This window comes from Rhizorhabdus argentea (assembly GCF_037861105.1).
In the GTDB taxonomy this organism is placed as follows: Bacteria; Pseudomonadota; Alphaproteobacteria; order Sphingomonadales; family Sphingomonadaceae; genus Rhizorhabdus; species Rhizorhabdus argentea.
In genome coordinates this window covers 269,436-289,443 of sequence record NZ_JBANFK010000001.1, presented here as the reverse complement: position 1 = coordinate 289,443, position 20,008 = coordinate 269,436, and the positions used below count along the sequence as shown (strand labels likewise).

19 protein-coding genes are annotated in these 20,008 nt (G+C 65.5%); 8 read left to right on the top strand and 11 right to left on the bottom strand.

Features of this window, described 5'->3' with window-relative positions; genetic code table 11:
- The first annotated feature begins 98 nt into the window (after positions 1–98).
- Positions 99–1,286 carry a toxic anion resistance protein gene (locus AAC645_RS01400; RefSeq protein ID WP_340313276.1) on the top strand — a complete coding sequence of 396 codons (1,188 nt, stop codon included), beginning with the start codon at positions 99–101 and terminating at the stop codon, positions 1,284–1,286.
- A 6-nt stretch (positions 1,287–1,292) separates the two neighbouring features.
- Positions 1,293–2,006 (top strand): hypothetical protein, encoded by a 714-nt coding sequence (locus AAC645_RS01395; RefSeq protein ID WP_340313274.1) that lies wholly within the window; start codon positions 1,293–1,295, stop codon positions 2,004–2,006.
- Here AAC645_RS01395 and AAC645_RS01390 read toward each other — a convergent pair.
- Positions 1,961–2,842, bottom strand: coding sequence for an ABC transporter substrate-binding protein (locus AAC645_RS01390; protein WP_340313272.1), 882 nt, complete (start codon positions 2,840–2,842; stop codon positions 1,961–1,963). The two genes, AAC645_RS01395 and AAC645_RS01390, sit on opposite strands and share 46 nt — an antisense overlap.
- Before the next feature lie 45 nt (positions 2,843–2,887).
- Between AAC645_RS01390 and AAC645_RS01385 the strand changes: the two genes are divergently transcribed.
- Positions 2,888–3,892 (top strand): FecCD family ABC transporter permease, encoded by a 1,005-nt coding sequence (locus AAC645_RS01385; protein WP_340313270.1) that lies wholly within the window; start codon positions 2,888–2,890, stop codon positions 3,890–3,892.
- The gene (locus AAC645_RS01380) at positions 3,886–4,659 is read left to right on the top strand and encodes an ABC transporter ATP-binding protein (RefSeq protein WP_340313269.1); all 774 of its coding nucleotides are present in this window, start codon (positions 3,886–3,888) and stop codon (positions 4,657–4,659) included. Before AAC645_RS01385 ends, AAC645_RS01380 begins: the two co-directional genes overlap by 7 nt.
- Here the strand turns inward: AAC645_RS01380 and AAC645_RS01375 are convergent.
- Both AAC645_RS01375 and AAC645_RS01370 read right to left on the bottom strand, forming a co-directional pair.
- Entirely contained in the window at positions 4,626–5,615 is a 990-nt protein-coding gene (locus AAC645_RS01375) for a glycosyltransferase family 2 protein (protein WP_340313268.1), read from the bottom strand. The genes AAC645_RS01380 and AAC645_RS01375 overlap by 34 nt on opposite strands.
- 6 nt (positions 5,616–5,621) lie before the next feature.
- On the bottom strand, positions 5,622–6,716 hold the full coding sequence (locus AAC645_RS01370) for an acyltransferase family protein (RefSeq protein ID WP_340313267.1): 1,095 nt from the start codon (positions 6,714–6,716) through the stop codon (positions 5,622–5,624).
- A 165-nt stretch (positions 6,717–6,881) separates the two neighbouring features.
- Between AAC645_RS01370 and AAC645_RS01365 the strand changes: the two genes are divergently transcribed.
- Complete coding sequence (locus tag AAC645_RS01365) at positions 6,882–7,772, top strand: LysR family transcriptional regulator (protein WP_340313266.1); 891 nt, start codon at positions 6,882–6,884, stop codon at positions 7,770–7,772.
- Positions 7,773–7,777: 5 nt separating this feature from the next.
- Entirely contained in the window at positions 7,778–8,509 is a 732-nt protein-coding gene (mazG, locus tag AAC645_RS01360; protein ID WP_340313264.1) for a nucleoside triphosphate pyrophosphohydrolase, read from the top strand.
- A 27-nt stretch (positions 8,510–8,536) separates the two neighbouring features.
- Here the strand turns inward: mazG and hflX are convergent, their stop codons facing one another.
- The 7 genes from hflX to dusB all read right to left on the bottom strand — a co-directional run bounded on the left by hflX (position 8,537) and on the right by dusB (position 17,798).
- Positions 8,537–9,853 (bottom strand): GTPase HflX, encoded by a 1,317-nt coding sequence (gene hflX, locus AAC645_RS01355; RefSeq protein ID WP_340313263.1) that lies wholly within the window; start codon positions 9,851–9,853, stop codon positions 8,537–8,539.
- The gene (gene hfq, locus AAC645_RS01350; protein ID WP_340313262.1) at positions 9,850–10,371 is read right to left on the bottom strand and encodes an RNA chaperone Hfq; all 522 of its coding nucleotides are present in this window, start codon (positions 10,369–10,371) and stop codon (positions 9,850–9,852) included. Before hfq ends, hflX begins: the two co-directional genes overlap by 4 nt.
- A 141-nt stretch (positions 10,372–10,512) precedes the next feature.
- Positions 10,513–11,901 carry a nitrogen assimilation response regulator NtrX gene (gene ntrX / locus AAC645_RS01345; RefSeq protein WP_340313260.1) on the bottom strand — a complete coding sequence of 463 codons (1,389 nt, stop codon included), beginning with the start codon at positions 11,899–11,901 and terminating at the stop codon, positions 10,513–10,515.
- Positions 11,902–11,904: 3 nt separating this feature from the next.
- Positions 11,905–14,157 (bottom strand): sensor histidine kinase, encoded by a 2,253-nt coding sequence (locus AAC645_RS01340; RefSeq protein WP_422785773.1) that lies wholly within the window; start codon positions 14,155–14,157, stop codon positions 11,905–11,907.
- A gap of 88 nt (positions 14,158–14,245) precedes the next feature.
- The gene (ntrC, locus tag AAC645_RS01335) at positions 14,246–15,703 is read right to left on the bottom strand and encodes a nitrogen regulation protein NR(I) (RefSeq protein WP_340313256.1); all 1,458 of its coding nucleotides are present in this window, start codon (positions 15,701–15,703) and stop codon (positions 14,246–14,248) included.
- Entirely contained in the window at positions 15,700–16,821 is a 1,122-nt protein-coding gene (locus AAC645_RS01330; RefSeq protein ID WP_340313255.1) for a two-component system sensor histidine kinase NtrB, read from the bottom strand. The genes ntrC and AAC645_RS01330 overlap by 4 nt, the downstream gene beginning before the upstream one ends.
- Complete coding sequence (gene dusB / locus AAC645_RS01325) at positions 16,797–17,798, bottom strand: tRNA dihydrouridine synthase DusB (protein ID WP_340313254.1); 1,002 nt, start codon at positions 17,796–17,798, stop codon at positions 16,797–16,799. Before dusB ends, AAC645_RS01330 begins: the two co-directional genes overlap by 25 nt.
- An 87-nt stretch (positions 17,799–17,885) precedes the next feature.
- On the opposite strand from dusB, the gene AAC645_RS01320 reads away from it, so the two are divergent.
- Positions 17,886–19,031 (top strand): bifunctional 2-C-methyl-D-erythritol 4-phosphate cytidylyltransferase/2-C-methyl-D-erythritol 2,4-cyclodiphosphate synthase, encoded by a 1,146-nt coding sequence (locus AAC645_RS01320; protein ID WP_340313252.1) that lies wholly within the window; start codon positions 17,886–17,888, stop codon positions 19,029–19,031.
- A gap of 17 nt (positions 19,032–19,048) precedes the next feature.
- Positions 19,049–19,585, top strand: coding sequence for a CinA family protein (locus AAC645_RS01315; RefSeq protein ID WP_340313251.1), 537 nt, complete (start codon positions 19,049–19,051; stop codon positions 19,583–19,585).
- On the opposite strand, the gene AAC645_RS01310 is transcribed toward AAC645_RS01315, so the two are convergent.
- A complete protein-coding gene (locus AAC645_RS01310; RefSeq protein ID WP_340313250.1) occupies positions 19,522–20,007 on the bottom strand; it encodes a type II toxin-antitoxin system RatA family toxin in 486 nt (161 codons plus the stop codon). The two genes, AAC645_RS01315 and AAC645_RS01310, sit on opposite strands and share 64 nt — an antisense overlap.
- Position 20,008: the final 1 nt, after the last annotated feature.

Sequence of the window (20,008 nt, the reverse complement as noted above, 5' to 3'; positions counted from 1 at the left end):
GGCGCGAGCCTGCCGGAGCGCGCTGCAGACCGTATCGCTTGAATAATGCACCTCTTGCCGCCATCTTCCGCCTCGTAAAACATAGGGAGATGCCGGCAATGGCCAGCACGACGATGACCGAAGAACCTGATCTCGTCCTGCAGGCGCCGGCACCGGTCAAGGTGCTCGCCCCGGAGAAGGCCGCTGGTCTCGTCCCTCTCAAGGACGAGCAGCGCAGCCAGCTCGATGAGAAGGTCGACAGCTTCGTCGAAGAACTGGTGGCGCAGGACGTGAACAGCCCCGAATTCGGAAAGCGCGTCGACTCGATCAGCAACATGGGCCGGCGCGAGATTGCCGAAGCGGCGGGCCAGTCAAACCGCTTCCTCGACCGCCCGGTGCGGGCGATGGACGCCGATACAGGCGTCGGCGCGGATCTCGCCCAGCTACGGCGCACGATCGAGGACCTGGATCCTGGCAGCAAGGGCGACCTGTTCACCCGTAAGAAGCTGTTCGGCATCTTCCCGTTCGGCAACCGGATGCGCGACTATTTCGATAGTTATAAGTCGGCGCAAAGCCATATCTCCTCCATCCTGCGCAGCCTGGCGTCGGGCAAGGACGAGCTGATCAAGGACAATGCCGCCATCGATGTCGAACGGCAGAATTTGTGGGCGGCGATGGGCCGGCTCGAACAGATGATCCATCTGTCGAAGACGCTGGACGAGCGGCTCGAGGCCACGGCACTCGAACTCGACAGCAGCGACCCGGAGAAGGCGAAGGCGATCCGCGAGACCGCGCTTTTCTACGTCCGCCAGCGCAGCCAGGACCTGCTGACCCAGATGGCGGTGACGGTCCAGGGCTATCTGGCGCTCGATCTGGTCAAGAAGAACAATGTCGAACTGGTCAAGGGCGTGGACCGCGCCTCGACCACCACCGTCGCCGCGCTACGCACGGCAGTAACCGTGGCGCAGGCGTTGACCAATCAGAGGCTGGTGCTCGATCAGATCACCGCGCTCAACACCACCACCGCGAACATGATCGATTCCACCGGGGAAATGCTCAAGAACCAGACCGGCGAGATCCACAAGCAGGCCGCCGCCTCGACCATTCCGGTCGAAACTCTCCAGCGCGCGTTCCAGAACATCTACGACACGATGGACGCGATCGATCGCTTCAAGATCGAAGCGCTGTCTTCGATGAAGCAGACCGTCGGCACGTTAACGACGGAGGTCGAGAAGTCGCGTGGCTATATCGCGCGGGCCGAAGGCGCGGCGCAAGGCCAGGCCGAACCGTTCCGGGCGCTGGAATAGAAGGCTATGGTCGACAGCCGCGGCACCATCGAACGCGCCGAGGAAATCCTCGAACGAGTCCGCGCGCGCGCTTCTCCTCGGCAGATCAAGGCACATCGGCGGCGCGTGGCCGGCTTTTTCCGGCGATTGAAATATGCGTTCTTCGCGTTGCTTGGCGTGATGCTCGCCGCCGGGCTCATTGGTACCTTCATCACTCCGCTAGGGATCGGCGGCTTCTTTCTGATGCTCGTGGCGATGGCGATCGTCTTCTTCGGTATCCTGGGCTGGCCGCAGGCGGCCGAGCCTACCCCCGAGCAGATTGCAAAGAGCGATCTGCCGCTGCTGCCCTCGCAGACCGAGCGCTGGCTCGAAGCCCAGCGGCCCGCCCTCCCCGCCCCGGCGCAACGGCTTGCGGACGAGATCGGCATCAAGCTCGAGGCAATCGGCCCGCAGCTTGCGACGCTCGATGCCCGTGGGCCCGCAGCCTATGAACTGCGCAAGCTGATGGCAGAAGAGCTGCCGGAGCTGATCGACGGCTACCGGCGCGTGCCCGAAGCGATGCGTCGCGCCGACCGCAACGGCAGCTCGCCCGACAAGCAGCTTGTCGAAGGCCTGCGGGTCGTCGACGAGCAGCTTGTGCGGATGACCGAGCAGCTGGCGAGCGGCGATCTCGACAAGCTCGCGACGCAGGGACGCTATCTGGAACTCAAATATCGCGGCAAGGACGGCGAGACGCTGTAACCAGTTCCATCCGCCCGCCTGATCGCCGCCACCAGCCTGTCGATCGCATCCGGATAGGATGGCCCGCCGCAGGTCGTCAGCGCCTCGGGGATATCGATCCGCCGTGCTTTCGGGATCGCCCGCGACAGTAGGGGATGCTCGAGCATCTCCGTACCCTTGTCGGTCACGCGCCCACCATTGTCGACGATGAGGAAGTCGGGCCGGGCCATCGCCATCTCCTCGATCGACAAATAAGACAGCATGGGCCGGTTCAGCTGCGAGGAAAGGTTCACGAGCCCGACGCGGCGCATCATCTCGTCGATCAGCGTGCCCTGCCCGGTCAGAAAGCCACGGCGCTGATAATAAGCCGCGATCCGGCCCCTGCCCGGCGGATTGCCCAGCTTCGCCAGACGGCCGCGCATCGACGCGATCAGCGCCTCGCCGCGCTGCGGGTGGCCGATCGCCGCGGCGACCATCCTCGTGGTGCTTTCGATGCTCTCGAAACGATCGTTCCGCGGCAGGTCGATCATCTTGACCTTATGGCTTCTAAGTACTGCCAGCGCCGCCGGCGTGCCGAAACCTGACGTAAACACCAGATCGGGCTTCAGCGTCAGCATCTCCTCGGCGCTGCCGCGGATTGCCGCGAAGCGGCGCGCCTTCGCCACGCCCCACGACATTGTTGGATCGTGCGAGAAGCGATTGAGCGCGACGATCTGCGAAGGATCGGCAAGCGCGAGGAGATACTGATCGGCGCACAGGCTCAGCGAGACGATTCGTTTGGGAGCGGCCGCCGCGGCGGGCATCGCGCAGAGCAGCGCTCCGGCCAACAGGAACCAGCGATGATTTCGGAACCGCATCGCCTTCTCAATCGAAGATTGGGCCGCTAGGGTCAAGCAAGCGCGATGACCATCAGCACCCCTATCCGACGTATGTTGCTGATCGCCATCCTCGCGCTGGCGGCGATGCTGCTTGGCATCGGATCGCTGCTAACCGGCCCGACCCGCTTCGGCTCCCGCGAGATCATCGAGATATTCTCCGGCAGCGGCGATCCTATGCTGCGCGCGGTGCTGCTGGAACTGCGCCTGCCGCGCGCGTTGCTGGGGCTATTGGTGGGAGCGATGCTCGGGCTCGGTGGTGCAGTGCTCCAGGGCTATCTCCGCAATCCGCTGGCCGAGCCCTCCGTGCTGGGCACCTCCAATGCGGCCGCGCTCGGCGCCGTGGTTGCGCTCTATTTCGGGCTGACCCAGACCCATCCGCTGAGCCTGCCGCTGCTGGCCATCGGCGGCGCGCTGATCGGACTGGCGCCGCTGATGCTGCTCGCCGGCCGTGCCGAGAGCCCGCTGTCGCTGATCCTGGCCGGCATAGCGGTCGGCACGCTGGCCGGGGCCGGAATCAGCCTTGCGCTGAACCTCGCTCCGAACCCGTTCGCAGCGATGGAGATCATGAGTTGGCTGATGGGCTCGCTGGAGGATCGCTCCTTCGCGCACCTCTGGCTCGCACTGCCGTGCATCGCCATCGGCGCGGTGTTGTTGCTGTGGAACGGCCGGGCGCTCGACGCGCTCACCCTTGGCGAGGACGCGGCGCAGACCCTCGGCGTAGACTTGCGAGCCCTGCGCTGGCGGATCCTTGGCGGCATCGCGATCGGCGTCGGCGGAGCGGTGGCGGTATCGGGGGCGATCGGCTTCGTCGGGCTGATTGTGCCCCATCTGCTACGGCCGCTTGGCGATCGTTCGCCATCGGCGCTGCTGCTCCCCTCCGCACTTGGCGGAGCGGCGCTGCTCAGCGCGGCCGATATCGCTGTCCGGCTGATCCCGACGGACAGCGAACTCCGCCTCGGCGTGCTGACCGCGCTGCTCGGCGTTCCGGTGTTCCTCTATCACCTGGTCCGCGAGCGACGGCTATGGTGAGTCTGGCCATTTCGGCGCTGCAGGTGGCGCTTGGCAAGCGCACCGTACTCCACGGCATCGATGCCCGGATCGAACCCGGTGCGTTGGTGGGGGTGATCGGGCCCAACGGTGCGGGCAAATCGACGCTGGCACGTGCGATCACCGGCTTGATACCGCCCTCTGCAGGACAGGTACTGCTCGACGGATTGGACGTGCAGCGCGTGCCTCGCGCGCGGCTGGCGCGTCGCATCGCCTATCTGCCGCAAGGGCAGATGGTCCACTGGCCGCTGACCGTGGAGCGGCTGGTGTCGCTAGGCCGGCTGCCGCACCTGGCGCCGTTCTCGGCAATCGGCAGCGAAGACCGGGCGGCGGTGGAGCGCGCGATGGAGCGCGCCGAAATCGTCGGGCTACGCGATCGCGTGGTAACCGAATTGTCGGGCGGCGAGCGCGCCCGCGCGCTGATTGCGCGAGCGCTTGCCGTCGAGGCGCCCGCGCTTATCGCCGACGAGCCGCTCGCCGCGCTCGATCCAGGCCATCAGTTGCAGATGATGGAGCTTCTGAAGGCTGAGGCTGCCGGCGGGGCGCTGGTGATCGCGGTGCTCCATGACCTGGCGATGGCAGCGCGCTACTGCGACCGGCTGATCCTGATTCACGAAGGCCGGCTGATCGCGGATGGTCCGTCATCGATGGTGCTGACCGCCGAGCATCTGAGCCGCTGCTATAATATCCGGGCATGGACCGGGACGATCGAGGATCAGGCGGTTGTGCTACCCTTGTCGCGATCCTGACCACCGGGCGCCGCAAAACTCAGATAGGCAAGCCGCCGCACCTCGCGCCGTCCGCGCACCACCGTCGCCAGGATCAGGCCGCAGAAGAAATTGAGCACGGCCAGGATGATCAGGCCGGTAGCCAGCAAGGCCGTCGGCAGCCGCGGCACCAGTCCGGTCTGCAGATAGGTGATACCCAGCGGTATCGCGAGGATGACCGCGAGCAGCGCCAGCAGCCCCCCGATCGCGCCGAAGAACAACACCGGCTTCTCGATCCGGAACAGCGTGCCGATGGTCGACAGGATCCGCCAGCCATCGCGATAGGTCGACAATTTGGAGGTCGAACCCTCCGGCCGGGCGCCATAATGCGTGACGAGTTCGCCGACCGGCATCTGCAGTTCCAGTGCGTGGATGCTGATCTCGGTCTCGATTTCGAAGCCGGCCGACAGCACCGGGAAGCTCTTCACGAACCGTCGCGAAAAGACTCTATAACCTGATAATATGTCAGAAAAAGTCCGCCCGAACAGCCGCGCCAGAAGGCCAGTCAGCATCGCATTCCCGAAGCGGTGGCCGCGGCGATACGCGGCCTCGACCTCGGATCGCCGTGCGCCCACCACCATGTCGAGGCGCTCGTCGAGCATCATCCGGATCATCCCCGGCGCTGCCGATGCGTCATAGGTCGCGTCGCCATCGGCCATCACGTAGATGTCGGCCTCGACATCGGAGAACATGCGCCGGACGACGTTGCCCTTTCCCTGCATCCGCTCCGTGCGGACGATAGCCCCCGCCGCCCGGGCGACCTCGACGGTGCGGTCCTTGCTGTTGTTGTCGAAGACGTAGATCCGCGCGTCAGGCAACGCCGCCCTGAAGCTGGCGATCGTTGTGCCGATCGCGGCCTCTTCGTTGTAGCAAGGCAGGATCACTGCGATATCGGCTGGCATGACGGCGGTGATAGGGCTCATTTCGGCTGTTGTCATCGATCCTCAGGCGGTTGCCAGTTTGGCACGTGATCCCGGCCGCCGGTGAAGGCGCCGCGATAATGGTTTTTCGACGAACAGATACAGCAGGCAGCCCGCTAACACGCTGACTGCAATCGACAGCAGCGTGTATAGCGCCAGCGCCCACAGGTCCGTGGCGAGGCCAAGCGCGCGCCATAGCTGGCTCGTCGCCGAAAGCGTGATCATGTGCGACAGGTAGATCGAATAGGAGGCGTCGCCCAGTCCATGCAGCAGCGCCGATCGAAACAGCCCGTGATGCATTTCGACCACGAGGAGGCCCGCCAGCAGCAACGCCGATGGCACGCCGCTGGCGAGCAGGCGTGGGATGGCGACGGTTTGCGGCAGCAGCATGACGCCCGCGGCGCCGATGGTCAGCATCGTCCAACCGGTGGCGGAGGATAGCCGCGCCAGTCCCTCGCCCCGGGTCGCGATCACGCCGATCGCGATACCCAGTCCGAACTCGAGCAGCATGCCCGATGTGTAGAAGCCACCGACGCTGTCGGGCGCCTGGCCGCTGATCGAGCCGAGCAGTACCAGCAGCGCCAGCGTCGAGATCATGCCTGCGAAACGCCATGAGGTCGGCGCCAGCAGGAACAGTCCGAACAGCAGATAGAAGAACATCTCGTGATTGAGCGTCCAGCCGGGGATGACCACCGGCTCGACCATATGCGTGAGCGGGTGGCCGTAGCCGATGAACAGGAAGGATGCCGCGACATGGGCAGGATCGAAGCGCGAGGATTGTAGCAGGCCAGGCGAGACCAGCATTACCGCGATGACGAAGCCAGTGACGGCCCAGTAGAGCGGGACGATGCGGAGGATGCGGCGGCGCCAGAAGGTCAGTGGCGTATCCTGCGGACGCCCTATCGTGGTCACCCACATGATGAATCCGCTGATGACGTAGAAGATGTCGACGCCGCCCGACAATCCTGCCGGCCAAGGCCCGGCATAGCCCATCCGGCCGAGCTGTACGGGAACATGATAGATGAGCACCATGATCGCGGCGACGCCACGCAGATACTGAATCCCGGCCAGTTCGCCGACATCCCGCAACGCCAAGCGGCTTCGGTCGCCCTGGTCCACGGTGGCTTTCAAAGATTCACCCGCGTCGGGGCCTCCCGCCTGTCATGGCAGGCAAATCGGCGCACGGCGCATGCTGCGCTACCCCCGTCTGTTGCCCGCCAACCCTGCGCCGTCATCAGGGATTAGCGATGGCTTTGCAACGGGTGATCGGGTTAGCACTCTGCCATGCACGAAGATTATGCGCTGTTCGTAGCCATCGTCGAAGCAGGCAGTCTCTCGGCCGCCGGGCGACGGCTGCGCATCTCTCCGGCGATGGCGTCCAAGCGGCTCGCGCGCCTTGAAGCCCGTCTCGGCGCTACGCTCGTCCACCGCACCACCCGGCGACTGATGCTGACCGACGTCGGCCAAGGCTTCTACGAGGATGTCCGTCGTATCCTTGAGGAGACACGCGCAGCGGAGGCACGCGTTGCCGGCCGGATTGGCCAGCCCGGCGGTCGGCTGCTGATATCGGCGCCGACCTCCTTCGGCCGACTGCATATCGCGCCTCACCTCAAGAACTTTCTCGATCTACACCCTCGCATCGAACTGTCGCTGGAACTGGATGACGGATTTACCGACCTTCTCGCCGAGCGGGTTGATATCGCCATACGCATCTCAACGGAGCCGGCGGGTTCGCTGGTGGCGCACCGGCTTGCCGACAACCACCGCATTCTATGCGCCGCACCCGTCTATCTGGCCGAGCATGGTGCACCCGCCAGCATTGCCGATCTTGCCAGGCACCGGTTGCTCGCCGCCGCCCATCAGCTCCCCTGGCGGCTCGAGGGCCCTGCCGGTTCGGCCACTGTCGAGGGCGCCAGCGCGGTGTGCACCAATTCCAGCGAGGTCGCTCGCGAATTGACCATCGCCGGTCTCGGCATCGCGCTGCGCTCGACCTGGGACATCGGCCCGGCCCTGCGCGACGACACACTGGTCCGGGTTCTTCCCGACGTCTGTGGCGCGACCGATGTCGCGATCTATGCGGTTCACCCGCGCGGCGCCGAAACCGCCCCGAACGTGCGGGCATTCGTCGACTATTTCCTGGCACTCTTCTCGCCGCCACCACCCTGGGATAGGTGACCGACATGATCGAACGACTCCGCGACATCATGGCGCGGCTGCGCCATCCCGAAGCAGGCTGCCCATGGGACGTCCAACAGGATTTCCGGACGATCGCCCCCTATACGATCGAAGAGGCCTATGAAGTCGCAGACGCCATCGAGCGCGACGACATGCCTGCGCTGTGCGACGAACTCGGCGATCTCCAGCTCCAGGTCGTCTTCCATGCGCGTATAGCCGAGGAGAAGGGCGCTTTCAGCCTGCAGGATGTACTCGACGGCATCAGCGACAAGATGATCCGGCGCCACCCGCATGTCTTCGGAGAGGGCGCGAGCCCCGGCTGGGAGGAGATAAAGGCCGCGGAGCGAGCCGGCAAATCCGGCGACGAAAGCGCTTTGGCCGGCGTTGCATCGGCTCTGCCGGCGCTGCTGCGCGCCGAAAAGCTCCAGAAACGGGCGGCGCGGACCGGTTTCGACTGGCCCGATCCGGCGGGCGCGCTCGCCAAGATCGAAGAGGAGATTGCGGAGGTCTCCGAAGCGCAATCCGACGAACATCGCGCCGAAGAGATGGGTGACCTGCTGTTCGCGGTGGTCAACTGGTCGCGCAAGCTGGGCATCGACCCGGAATCGGCGCTACGCGGAGCGAATGCCAAGTTCGAGAAGCGCTTCCGGGCAATAGAGGCAATGGCTGGCGATGCCTTCGTGGGGCTTTCGCTGGACGAGAAGGAAGCGCTCTGGGTGGAGGCTAAGCGGGCATAAGAGCGAGCTTACGGACCGACGCCAAGGCTATCGTGCCTCGAAGCGGGCCAGATCGCTATCCGAGAGCCGCACCTCGACGGCCATGTGGTCGCCATCGACCTCCTGCCCGAGCACCTCGCCATTCTGATGCAGCCAGGCCAGCGCCGAGCCGTCCTGTAGCGACACCGACAAGGTCCGCACCCGGTTGCCCGTCGACAGCCGTTCGGAGACCACCCGACGCAGGTTATCGACGCCCTCGCCCGATAGCGCCGACAGGGTAACCACATCCTCCCGTCGCATGGCTTCGGCCTCGATCGCGGCCCGCGATTCCGCATCGAGCATGTCGATCTTGTTCCAGATCTCGATGATCGGCGCGCCCTCTGCGGCATCATGGTCCGGCGCGCGGGGGCCAACACCGATCTCCCCGAGCACGCCGAGCACATCGGCGGCCTGGGGGTCGCTGTCAGGATGGGCGATGTCGCGGACGTGGAGGATGAGATCGGCGCCAGTCACCTCCTCCAGCGTCGCGCGGAAGGCTGCGACAAGCTGCGTCGGAAGGTCCGAGACGAACCCCACGGTGTCCGACAATATCGCCTTGTCGATACCTGGAAGGCTGATCTGGCGCATGGTTGGATCGAGCGTGGCGAACAGCAGGTCCTCGGCCATCACCTTGGCGCCGGTCATGCGGTTGAACAGGGTCGACTTGCCGGCATTGGTATAGCCGACCAACGCGATCACCGGCCAGGGCGCGCGCTGCCGCCGAGCACGGTGGAGGCCGCGGGTACGGCGAACCTGCTCCAGTTCGCGGCGCAGCTTGGCCATGCGGTCGCGAATCAGCCGGCGATCGGCCTCGATCTGGGTTTCGCCCGGGCCGCCGAGAAAGCCGAAGCCACCGCGCTGGCGTTCGAGGTGAGTCCAACTGCGGACGAGCCGGCCAGCCTGATAATCCAGATGGGCCAGTTCAACCTGCAGCCGGCCTTCCGCCGTCGCCGCGCGTTCGCCGAATATTTCCAGGATCAGCCCGGTCCGGTCGATCACCTTGGCCTCGGTCGCCTTTTCGAGGTTGCGCTGCTGGATAGGGGTAAGCGCAGCGTCGACGATGATCAGCTCGGCCTCGCCCATGCGAGCCGCCGTTGCGATCTGCTCGACCTGGCCCGAACCGAACAAAGTGGCGGGCTTGGGATCCCGCAGCCGAAAGGCGAGCTTCTCCACGACGTCCACGCCGATCGCGGCAGCGAGGCCCGCCGCTTCGTCGAGCCGCGCCTCGGCACTGCGCTGGCTGTCGCCCGCACGCTCGGGCAGAGCCACCAGCGCTCGCGCGCCGCGGCTCAGCCCGTCGTCGTCTTCACGGTTGAATACGCTCAATCGTCCTGATCTTCATCGTCGTCATCATCGACCTCGGCGAGGTTGATAGGATGCGCCGGCTGTACCGTCGATATAGCATGTTTATAGACCAGCTGGCTCAGGCCGTCGCGCCGCAGCAGCATGCAGAACAGGTCATAGGCGGCGATCTCGCCCTGGAGCATGACGCCGTTCACCAGGAACATCGTCACCGGCTCACGCGCCTTTCGCACCGCCGACAGGAACACTTCCTGCAGCAGGTGGGACTTCTTCTCCTCGAAGCTCTTGTCGATCTCGCTCATGTCGATCGGATGCGCGGGCATGACCGTCGATATCGCGTGCTTGTAGATCAGCTGGGACTGGCCATCGCGGCGCAGCAGAACCGAGAAATTGTCGAACCAGGTAATGATGCCCTGGAGCTTCACGCCCTTGACGAGGAACATGGTGACGGGAGTTTTGGTCTTACGGACCGAGTTCAGGAAGATATCCTGGAGATTATTGACCTTGTCGGCCATTGCCGGTCTCCGGTCTTGGCGGGTCATGGCCCGCTGGTTGCGCCGTGCTTAGCGTCGTGCAGCCACGCCTTATGCGGGGCTGGGAGGATGATAGCGAAGCTAATCGCCGGCGTCTATCTCGCAGTTGCAGCATTCAATTCGTCGTGCCGCTGGTAGGAAACTGTCGGCCTATTCGACCTCATCCTCGCGAGGATCGACCAGTCCCAGCGTCTTCAGCTTGCGGTGGAGGGCAGACCTCTCCATCCCGATGAACGACGCCGTTCGCGAAATATTCCCCGAAAAACGCCTGATCTGGACACGCAGATATTCGCGCTCGAAGGTTTCGCGGGCTTCCCGCAAGGGCGTTCCCATGATCGATCGAGCGGCTTCTCCCGGCGCGAGGCGCGCTTGGTCGCTCAACACCTCCGGCGGCAGCATATCGAGCTCGATCCGGCCGATGCGGTCGCCAGGCGCCAGGATTATCGTGCGCTCGACAATGTTGCGCAGCTGGCGGACATTGCCCGGCCAGTCATAGGTCTGCAGCGCGCCGACCGCGTCGTCGGTGACCATAGGAGTCGGCACGCGCCGCTCGGATGCGAATCGGGCGAGGAAATGCTCAACCAGGGCAGGAATGTCCTCCCGGCGCTCGTTGAGCGCGGGGATATGCACCGGCACGACATTGAGCCGGTAATAAAGATCCTCCCGGAATCGTCCCGCCTCGATCTCGTCGGCAAGGTTCCGCGCCGTAGCGGACACGACCCGCACATCGACCTTGACGATGCGCTGGCCGCCGACGCGATTGAAGGCCTGCTCGGTCAGCACCCGCAGGATCTTGGCCTGGGTGGTGAGCGGCATATCGGCGATCTCGTCGAGGAACAGCGTGCCGCCATGCGCCTGTTCGAGCAGGCCCGGCCGGAGCAGCTCGCCATTCGCCTCGACACCGAACAGCTCCTCCTCGACCCGCTCGGGTTCCATACGCGCCGCGCTGACGACGATGAACGGCGCCTGGGCGCGGTTGCTCCACAGATGGAGCAGGCGCGCAGCGACTTCCTTGCCCACGCCGGCGGGGCCACTGACGAGCACACGGCTGCCGGTCGCCGCGACGCGCTTGAGGGTGGCGCGGATCGCATTGATGGCACCGGAATTGCCGGTAAGCTCCTCCTCCTGGCCGATCTGGGCCTTCAGCGTCGCATTCTCCCGGCGCAGGCGATCCGTCTCGGTCGCTCGGCCGACGAGCAACAGCAGCTGCTCGGCTTCGAACGGCTTCTCGATGAAGTCGGTCGCGCCGCGGCGGATCGCCGCCACTGCGGTGTCCAGATTGCCATGTCCCGAGATCATCAGCACCGGCAAGGTGGGGTCGCGCCGCTTGATCTCGTCGAGCAGATCCAGCCCGTCGAGCCGCGATCCCTGCAGCCAGACGTCCAGCAACACCAGTGACGGGCGACGCTCATCGAGCGCAGCCAGCGCGGTATCGCTGTCGGCCGCGGTGCGCGCGGCATAGCCCTCGTCCTCGAGGACACCGGCCACCAGGTCGCGAATGTCCGCTTCGTCGTCCACGATCAAGATTTCCAGGGCCATGCCTCAACCAGTTCCACTTCGCGTAAGTTCAGGAAATTTCGCGTCTTCATGATCGTGCGTGGCGTCATCGGATACGCCGAGCCCGCGAAGCGACTCGAGGTCGAAATCCAACTCGACCAGCGTACCGCCGCCGGGCCGGTCGCGCAGCGCGAGCGTCCCGAGATGGTCCTCGACAATCTTGCGGACGATCGCCAGGCCGAGGCCGGTGCCGCGTTTGCGCGTCGTCATATAGGGCTCGGTAAGGCGATTGCGCTCGGCCGGCAGGCCGGGGCCGTTGTCGGCCAGCAGGATACGCAATCGCCGGTCATCGGCGCGGATCGTCATGGCGATGACTCCCGGCGCCTGCTGGGCGGGATTTTCCTCGATCGCCTCGACAGCATTCTTGACGAGATTGGTGAGCGCCTGCCCCAGCTGTCGGCGATCGCACACCATCATCGGCGCAAGCCCCTCGCTGTCCAGGCTGAAGCTGATAGATGGATGCGCAACCTCGTGCAGGAACAGCGACTGGCGCGCGATATCGACCACTGCCTCCGCCCGGAAAGCCGGCTTCGGCATCCGCGCGAAGGACGAGAATTCATCGACGATGCGGCGCATGTCGCCGACCTGTCGGATGATTGTCGCGGTGAGTCGCTCGAACACGCCAGGGTCCGACTGCACTTCCTTGCCATAGCGGCGCTGCAGTCGTTCGGCGGCAAGCTGGATCGGGGTCAGCGGATTCTTGATCTCGTGCGCGATGCGGCGCGCGACGTCCGCCCAGGCAGCCCGGCGCTGGTCGGCGAGACGCTGGGTGATATCGTCGAACGTCAGCACATGCGCGCCCTCCGCTGCCACGCAGCGCACCGCCAGCGTCCGCGGCTCGCCGTCGACAACGACCTGGACGACCACCTCGCGGTCGCCGCTGTCGATGACATGATCCAGTTCGGCCGAGACATCGGCGAGCGCCACCCCCTCGACCATATGCTCGAGGTTGAGCAAGGCGACGGCCGACGGATTGACCAGGGTGATGTGGCGCGCACGATCGACCGAGATGACGCCCGCCGTAACGCCCGAAAGCACCGCCTCGATGAACGCACTGCGGCTTTCGAGCTGGCTGTTCGCTGCGACCAGCGCGCCGGTCTGCTCGCCCAGCTTGCGCGTCATCCGGTTGAACGCGCTGCCGAGCGTGCCGATCTCATCCGGCGTCGGGGCGCTGTGCACCCGCGCGGAGAGATCACCGGCGGCAACGCGCCGAGCCGCGGCGACCAGCTCGTTGACGGGCCGTACCAACCTGTCCGCGACCGTCATCGCCACCCAGATCGCGATGCCGAAGATCAACAGCGACATGATCATCAGCAGGATGTTGAAGCGCAGCTGGAGCGCGCGGGCGCGGTCGACCGTCGCGATATAGTCGCCAAGTGCGGAACGCGCTCGTGCCGCCTGGGACAGCACATCGCGATTGGATTGGCGCGAGATATAGAGATAGGTCCGACTCGCCGAATCGAGCAGGATCGTCCCCTCGATCCGGTCACCGGATTCGGCGGTGACCCGCGGCTGCCCTCCTTGCAGGAAAGGCAGCGTTGCCGGCGGCAGGCGCTTGTCGAGCGGCCGCTTGTCGAGGTTGGCAAGCGCGATCAGCTGGGGCGTGCCGTCACGGTCGATGGTTATGATCGCCGACTCGGAAAGGCCGCGATATGCCACCTGCCGCGCAAAGAATGGCGCAAAACGTGGATCGTCGACCGTCGTGGCCGTCAACGCCCCGCGGAGATCTCCGGACATCGCCAATATGTCGCCGAGCAGCCGTTCCTTGCTTTCCGTGACATAGGCGCGGGCGACACTTTCCGAGCTTTTCAGCACGACGCGCGCTTTGTCCGAGAACCAGAACTGGGTGCCGACCTGGAACAGCAAGGATGCGAAGATGACGACGAGCAGCGTCGGCACGGTGGCGATCAATGAGAAGAAGGCGACGAGCCGGACATGCAACCGCGCCTTGCCGCCGAGTTCCGACCGCGCGGCCCTATGCTGGGCGACGCGGCGGGCGGCCAGCACCATCAGGCCCATGAACGCGACGAGGTTGGCACCCAGCAGCGATGCCGCCACCGATGGCGAGATCGGCACCTCGGGCTTGTCGCTGGCTGTGACGATGCGATAGCTGGCGACGAAGATGAGCAGCGCCGCGACAGGCACCGCAATTTCGAGGAGAGGGATCAGGCGGCGAGGTCGCAACGCTGCCGCCGCACGCCGCTGCAAACGCTTATATGCGAGACCTAAAGCCGCCATCGTTGCCCGAATACCACAAGAGCGTGGCTTCTGGAACACAGTAAACCCGCGACTGGCCGCCTCGGCATGTCGCTTCGACCGAGCTAAGTCAGTCCCCCCGGCGCGCTGCCACCGCGTCTATCGAGAGATCCGTCAGCTTCTTGCGCAAGGTGTTGCGGTTGATCCCGAGCAGCCGCGCCGCGCGCAGCTGATTGCCTTTCGAGGCCGCCATGCTCAGTTCGAGCAACGGCCGCTCCACCTCCGCCAGCACGCGATCATATAATCCGTCGGGCGGCAGATCGCGGCCGAAGGTGGCGAAATAACGGGCAAGATGCTGCTCGACGGCATCCGCCAGTCCGCCGCCATTGCCGCTGGCGATCGGACCGGTGTCGATCATCGCCGGCTGCTGGAACTGCTGCTCGACGAGGGCCGCCGTGATTACGTCCTCGCGGCTCAGGACCGCCAGGCGGCGCATGAGATTTTCGAGTTCGCGAACGTTCCCCGGCCACCCATGCTGCATGAGACGGGTGATCGCGCCCGGATCGAGCGCCTTGCGCGGCAGCCCGTCGGCCGCGGCCCGCTCCAGGAAATAGCGCGCCAGTTCACCGATGTCCTCGCCGCGCTGGCGCAGCGCCGGCAATCGGATCGGCACGACGTTGAGCCGATAGTAGAGATCTTCACGAAAGCCGCCATCGGCGATCAGTCGCGGCAGATCCTTGTGGGTTGCGGCGATGATGCGGACATCGGCGCGTATCGAGCGGGTGCCGCCGACCGTCGTGAACTCGCCGGCCTGGAGCACGCGCAGCAGCCTGGTCTGCGCCTCCATCGGCATGTCGCCGATCTCGTCGAGAAACAGCGTGCCGCCCTGGGCCTGCTCGAACCGGCCGGAAGTGCGCGCCTGGGCGCCGGTGAAGGCGCCGCGCTCATGTCCGAAAAGCTCGGACTCGATCAGTTCGCGCGGGATCGCCGCCATGTTGATCGCCACGAACGGCGCCGCACTGCGCGGTCCGAAATCGTGGATCGCGCGGGCCACCAGCTCCTTGCCCGTGCCTGATTCGCCGAGCACGAGGACGGTCAGGTCATTGGCGACGACACGGGCAATCGTGCGGTAAACCTCCTGCATAGGCGGCGAGCGACCGATCAGCGGCAGATCCTCGGCAGCCTCGGTTTCGCGCAGCGCGCTACCGCTGCTCATCCGCGCGGCGAGCGCATCGGCCACCGCGCGGGTCAGTTCGCCGAGATCGAACGGCTTCGGAAGATAGTCGAACGCGCCCTGCTCGGTCGCGCGCAACGCCGTGGTGAAGGTGTTCTGCGCCGACAGCACGATGATCGGCAGGCCGGGATTTTTTTCGAGCACCTCGGGGATCACGTCGAGGCCATTGCCGTCTGGAAGGACGACGTCGGTGACGAGCACCTGCGGATCGAAACTCGCGAACAGGCGGCGCTGCTCGGCGACCGAGGCCGCCGTTTCAACGACATAGCCGGCGCGGCGCAGAGCCTCCCGAACGACAGTGCGGATCGCGGCGTCATCGTCGACGACGAGCACCCTGCCTCCGAGCGTCGTCATGCCGTCACCCGTGCGCGCGGCAGCAGCAGGCGGAACACCGTCTTTGGCGGTGTGCCTTCGCGCGCATATTCGATGATGCCGCCCTGATCGGACACCAGCTTCTCGACTAGCGCCAGTCCGAGCCCGCTGCCGGTCCGCTTGGTCGTGACGAACGGATCGAACAGATGGCCTTCGATCTCCTCCGGCGCGCCCGGGCCGTCGTCGATCACGCAAAGCTCGATCGGCAGCGGCTGGCGCGCGTCGCCGTCCGCGCGGCGCATCGACACGCCGTGGCGGTAGGCAGTGGTCAGGGTGATCGTCCCTTCACTGTCGGTCATCGCCTCGGCCGCGTTCTTGAGCAGGTTGATGAGGATCTGGACTAGCGAATCGCGGTGGCCGAGCACCGCCGGCAAGGACGGGTCATAGACTTCGCGGATCGTGCGGCCATGGGCAAAGCCCTTGAGCGCAACCTCGCGGGCGTGGCCGAGGATCGCGTGGATGTTCTGCGGAGCCATCTCGATGGGACGGGTATCCGTAAAACCCTGCATGCGGTCGATCAGCGCGGCGACGCGGTCCACCTCCTCGCGAATCAGCCGGGTGAGCCCGCGCGAATCTTCATCGCAGGTGGTTTCGAGCAGCTGCGCAGCACCGCGGACGGCAGATAGCGGGTTCTTGACCTCATGCGCGAGCATCGCCGCGGCCGCCACGGCGGTGCGGGTGCCGCCCTCACGGTCGATCGACCGGGCTCCGAGCGCGCTGCGGGCGTGACCGTGAATCGAGACGGCGCGCCAGCCAAGCCGGTCGGGCAGCGGCGCAACCATAAGATCGACCCGCATCCGCCGCCGATCCGGCAGGGTGATATCGATATCATAGGCGGCAAACGGTGCATCGCTGGGCATGGTGGTCAGCGGATGGCCGATTGCATCGAAGATCGCACGGCCCACGATTTGGGAACGGCTGAGGTTGAACAGCGACTCGCAGGCGGCGTTGATCTCGATCACGCGGCCCTCGGGATCGATGACCAGCACCGCCGTCGCCATCGCCGCCATGATCTCTGCGGGCGACGGAGAGTCGGTCGGCCGTTCGGCCGCGGGTCCCCGCCAGGCGAAGCGGATCAGGCTGCCGCCCGGGAGAGCCATGGCGCATAATATTCGCGGAGCATCGCAAGAACGGTCTCGGCCTGCGGCTCCTGGTTCACCTTGTTGCGGAAATCGGCCGATCCGGGCAGGCCCTTGGTGTACCAACCGATATGCTTGCGCGCCATGTTGACGCCGACATCCTTGCCGTAGAGTTCGAGCATTTCGTGATAATGCGCTGTAATCAAGTGATATTGCTCTTCAAGCAAAGGATCGGGTCGAACCTCGCCGCTTTGCAGATAATGCATCACCTGTGACAACAGCCATGGCCGGCCATAGGCCCCACGGCCGATCATCAGGCCGTCGGCACCCGACTGGTCCAGCGCCGTCACGGCATCATCGATCGAGCATATGTCGCCGTTGACGATCACCGGGATCGACACCGCATCCTTCACCTTCCGGACGAACGCCCAGTCGGCCGAGCCCTTGTACATCTGGCAACGGGTGCGGCCATGGACGGTGATCATCCGCACGCCGACATCCTCGGCGATCCGAGCCAATTCGGGGGCATTGAGGCTGTCATGGTCCCAGCCCATTCGCATCTTCAGCGTCACCGGCACGTCGACCGCCCTGACCGTCGCCTTGACGATCTCGACGGCGAGCCCAGGTGTCCGCATCAGCGCCGAGCCAGCATCGCCATTGACGACCTTGCGCACCGGGCAGCCCATGTTGATGTCGATGATTGCGGCGCCGCGGTCCTGGCTGAGCCGCGCGGCCTCGCCCATTTCTTTCGGCGTGCAGCCGACGAGCTGCATCGACACCGGCTCCTCGGCCGGGTCCCACAGCGCCTTCTGCACCGACTGACGAGTTTCGCGGATCGCGGCTTGGCTGGCGATCATCTCTGTGACGTTCAGGCCCGAACCATAGCGCCGCACGACCTTGCGGAACGGCAGGTCGCTCACGCCGGTCATGGGCGCGAGAATGACGGGCGTATCGATCCGCACGGAACCGATATCGATGGGGCGAAGTCTCGGGGTCATCAGAGCCATATTGCCTAAAAAAGCGGCACCGCCTCTAGCCGCAAAGCGGCTGGCGGGCAAGCACGGCGTCGGCTAAGCCCCGCGGCCATGACGGGGAAAAATCGCATCGCCGGGCTGATAGTCGCCGCCGGCCAAGGCATGCGCGTCGGCGGAGCCGTCCCGAAGCAATATATCGCTGTCGCCGGCCAATCGGTGCTGGCCCACGCGATCGACGCATTGGCTGGCCATCCCGCGATCGACAGCGTGCAGGTGGTAATCGGGGATGGCCAGCGCGCCCTGTATGACGATGCGATCGGCAGCCGCGTTCTTCCGGAGCCGGTCATCGGCGGCAGTGTGCGACGCGACTCGGTCATCGCGGGGCTCGAGTCGATCGAGGCCGACATCGTCCTCATCCATGACGCCGCCCGCCCCTTCCTGTCCGCCACGGTCATCGATCGCCTGCTCGACGCGCTGAACCGGGCCGACGGCGCGGTGCCGGCGCTGCCGGTCGTTGATACCCTGGCTCGAGGGGATGGAATGCTGGGCGACGCCGTCGCTCGCGCCGAGCTTAACCGTATCCAAACCCCCCAAGCCTTTCGCCGCGACGCGATCCTCGCTGCGCACCATGCGTGGGATGCCAACCGGGAGGCGACCGACGACGCGCAGGTCGCGCGTGCTCACGGCCTTGAAGTCGCTTTGGTCGAGGGTGATCCCATGCTGGAAAAACTCACCCTGCCTGCCGACTTTCTTCATGCCGAACGCGCGAGGATGGTCAGCCGCACCGGACTGGGCTTCGATGTCCATGGCTTCGCCCCCGGCGACGCTGTGCACCTCGGCGGCATCACGATCGCGCATGACCACGCCCTCGCCGGGCACAGCGACGCCGATGTCGCGATTCATGCCTTGGTGGACGCATTGCTCGGTACCATCGCAGCGGGCGACATCGGCAGCCATTTTCCGCCATCGGATCCGCAATGGCGCGGCGCGGCATCCGAGATTTTCCTGACCCATGCGCGCGACCTGATCGCCCATCGCCACGCGATCATCGACCATGTCGACCTGACGATCATCTGCGAAGCTCCGAAGATCGGCCCGCACCGGGAAGCAATGCGCAACCGGATCGCGGAGCTCCTCAGGCTGACGGTCGGCCAGGTCAGCGTCAAGGCGACGACCACCGAGCAGCTGGGCTTCACCGGCCGGCGCGAGGGCATTGCCGCACAGGCGATTGCGACCGTGCGCGTGCCGCAAATCTAGAGTATCAGGGACATATTGTGCCACAGCATCAAGACACCATCCTGCCCGCCGAGCTTCTCGATGCGGCCCGCCGCGTGATCGATGCCAATCGCGCCGAGGGCCGGAAGATCGCGCTCGCGGAAAGCTGCACGGGCGGGCTGGTCGCGGCGGCGCTCACCGAGATCCCGGGTTCGTCGGACGTGCTGGGCGCATCGCTGGTGACCTATTCGAACGAGGCCAAGGTCTCGATGCTGGGCGTGTCGGTCGAGCTGATCGAGACCTTCGGCGCCGTATCGATCGCAGTCGCCTGGGCGATGGCGCGCGGAGCGCTCGAACAGAGCGGCGCCGATATTGCCGTGGCGATTACCGGGGTGGCCGGCCCCGGCGGAGGCAGCGACAAGAAGCCCGTCGGCACGGTGGTGTTCGGGCAGGCCCGCAAGGGCGGAGATGCCGAGGATATCGTCGCCGACAAGCGCCACTTCGGCGATCTCGGCCGTGGCGGCGTGCGGCTTCAGGCGGCGCTGTGTGCGCTCGAACTGCTGATGCCGGGGGCGACCCTCGCCGAAGACGCGTAAAGCTTGGCGGCGCGCTCCTCGAACGCGCCGATCATCATCCTGAGCGTGCGATCGAATACCTGCCCGGCGACCATTTCGAACAGGCGCGACTTGAATTCGAACTCGATCGCGAAATCGACGATCGTGCCGCCATGGCCGTCGCTGGTGAATTTCCAGTCGTTTCGAAGATATTTGAGCGGCCCATCGACATAATCGACATGGATTGCCGTCGGCCTGTGCTTGGTTACCTTGGAGGTGAACTTCTCGCGCAGCGCCTTGAAGCCCACCATCAGGTCGGCCACCATCTCGCTCTCGCTGTTCGAACGAATACGCACCGCCGATATCCACGGCAGGAACTTGTCGTAGGACGACACGTCAGCGACCAGATCGTACATCTGCTCCGGCGTGTAGGGCAGCGTGCGAGTCTCGCTGTGACGCGGCATG

Coding starts and splice junctions, on each gene's coding strand:
- AAC645_RS01400 (WP_340313276.1), top strand. CDS start 99: ATGGCCAGCACGACGATGACCGAAGAACCTGATCTCGTCCTGCAGGCG.
- AAC645_RS01395 (WP_340313274.1), top strand. CDS start 1,293: ATGGTCGACAGCCGCGGCACCATCGAACGCGCCGAGGAAATCCTCGAA.
- AAC645_RS01390 (WP_340313272.1), bottom strand. CDS start 2,842: ATGCGGTTCCGAAATCATCGCTGGTTCCTGTTGGCCGGAGCGCTGCTC.
- AAC645_RS01385 (WP_340313270.1), top strand. CDS start 2,888: ATGACCATCAGCACCCCTATCCGACGTATGTTGCTGATCGCCATCCTC.
- AAC645_RS01380 (WP_340313269.1), top strand. CDS start 3,886: ATGGTGAGTCTGGCCATTTCGGCGCTGCAGGTGGCGCTTGGCAAGCGC.
- AAC645_RS01375 (WP_340313268.1), bottom strand. CDS start 5,615: ATGACAACAGCCGAAATGAGCCCTATCACCGCCGTCATGCCAGCCGAT.
- AAC645_RS01365 (WP_340313266.1), top strand. CDS start 6,882: ATGCACGAAGATTATGCGCTGTTCGTAGCCATCGTCGAAGCAGGCAGT.
- mazG (WP_340313264.1), top strand. CDS start 7,778: ATGATCGAACGACTCCGCGACATCATGGCGCGGCTGCGCCATCCCGAA.
- hfq (WP_340313262.1), bottom strand. CDS start 10,371: ATGACCCGCCAAGACCGGAGACCGGCAATGGCCGACAAGGTCAATAAT.
- ntrX (WP_340313260.1), bottom strand. CDS start 11,901: ATGGCCCTGGAAATCTTGATCGTGGACGACGAAGCGGACATTCGCGAC.
- AAC645_RS01340 (WP_422785773.1), bottom strand. CDS start 14,157: ATGGCGGCTTTAGGTCTCGCATATAAGCGTTTGCAGCGGCGTGCGGCG.
- ntrC (WP_340313256.1), bottom strand. CDS start 15,703: ATGACGACGCTCGGAGGCAGGGTGCTCGTCGTCGACGATGACGCCGCG.
- AAC645_RS01330 (WP_340313255.1), bottom strand. CDS start 16,821: ATGGCTCTCCCGGGCGGCAGCCTGATCCGCTTCGCCTGGCGGGGACCC.
- dusB (WP_340313254.1), bottom strand. CDS start 17,798: ATGACCCCGAGACTTCGCCCCATCGATATCGGTTCCGTGCGGATCGAT.
- AAC645_RS01320 (WP_340313252.1), top strand. CDS start 17,886: ATGACGGGGAAAAATCGCATCGCCGGGCTGATAGTCGCCGCCGGCCAA.
- AAC645_RS01310 (WP_340313250.1), bottom strand. CDS start 20,007: ATGCCGCGTCACAGCGAGACTCGCACGCTGCCCTACACGCCGGAGCAG.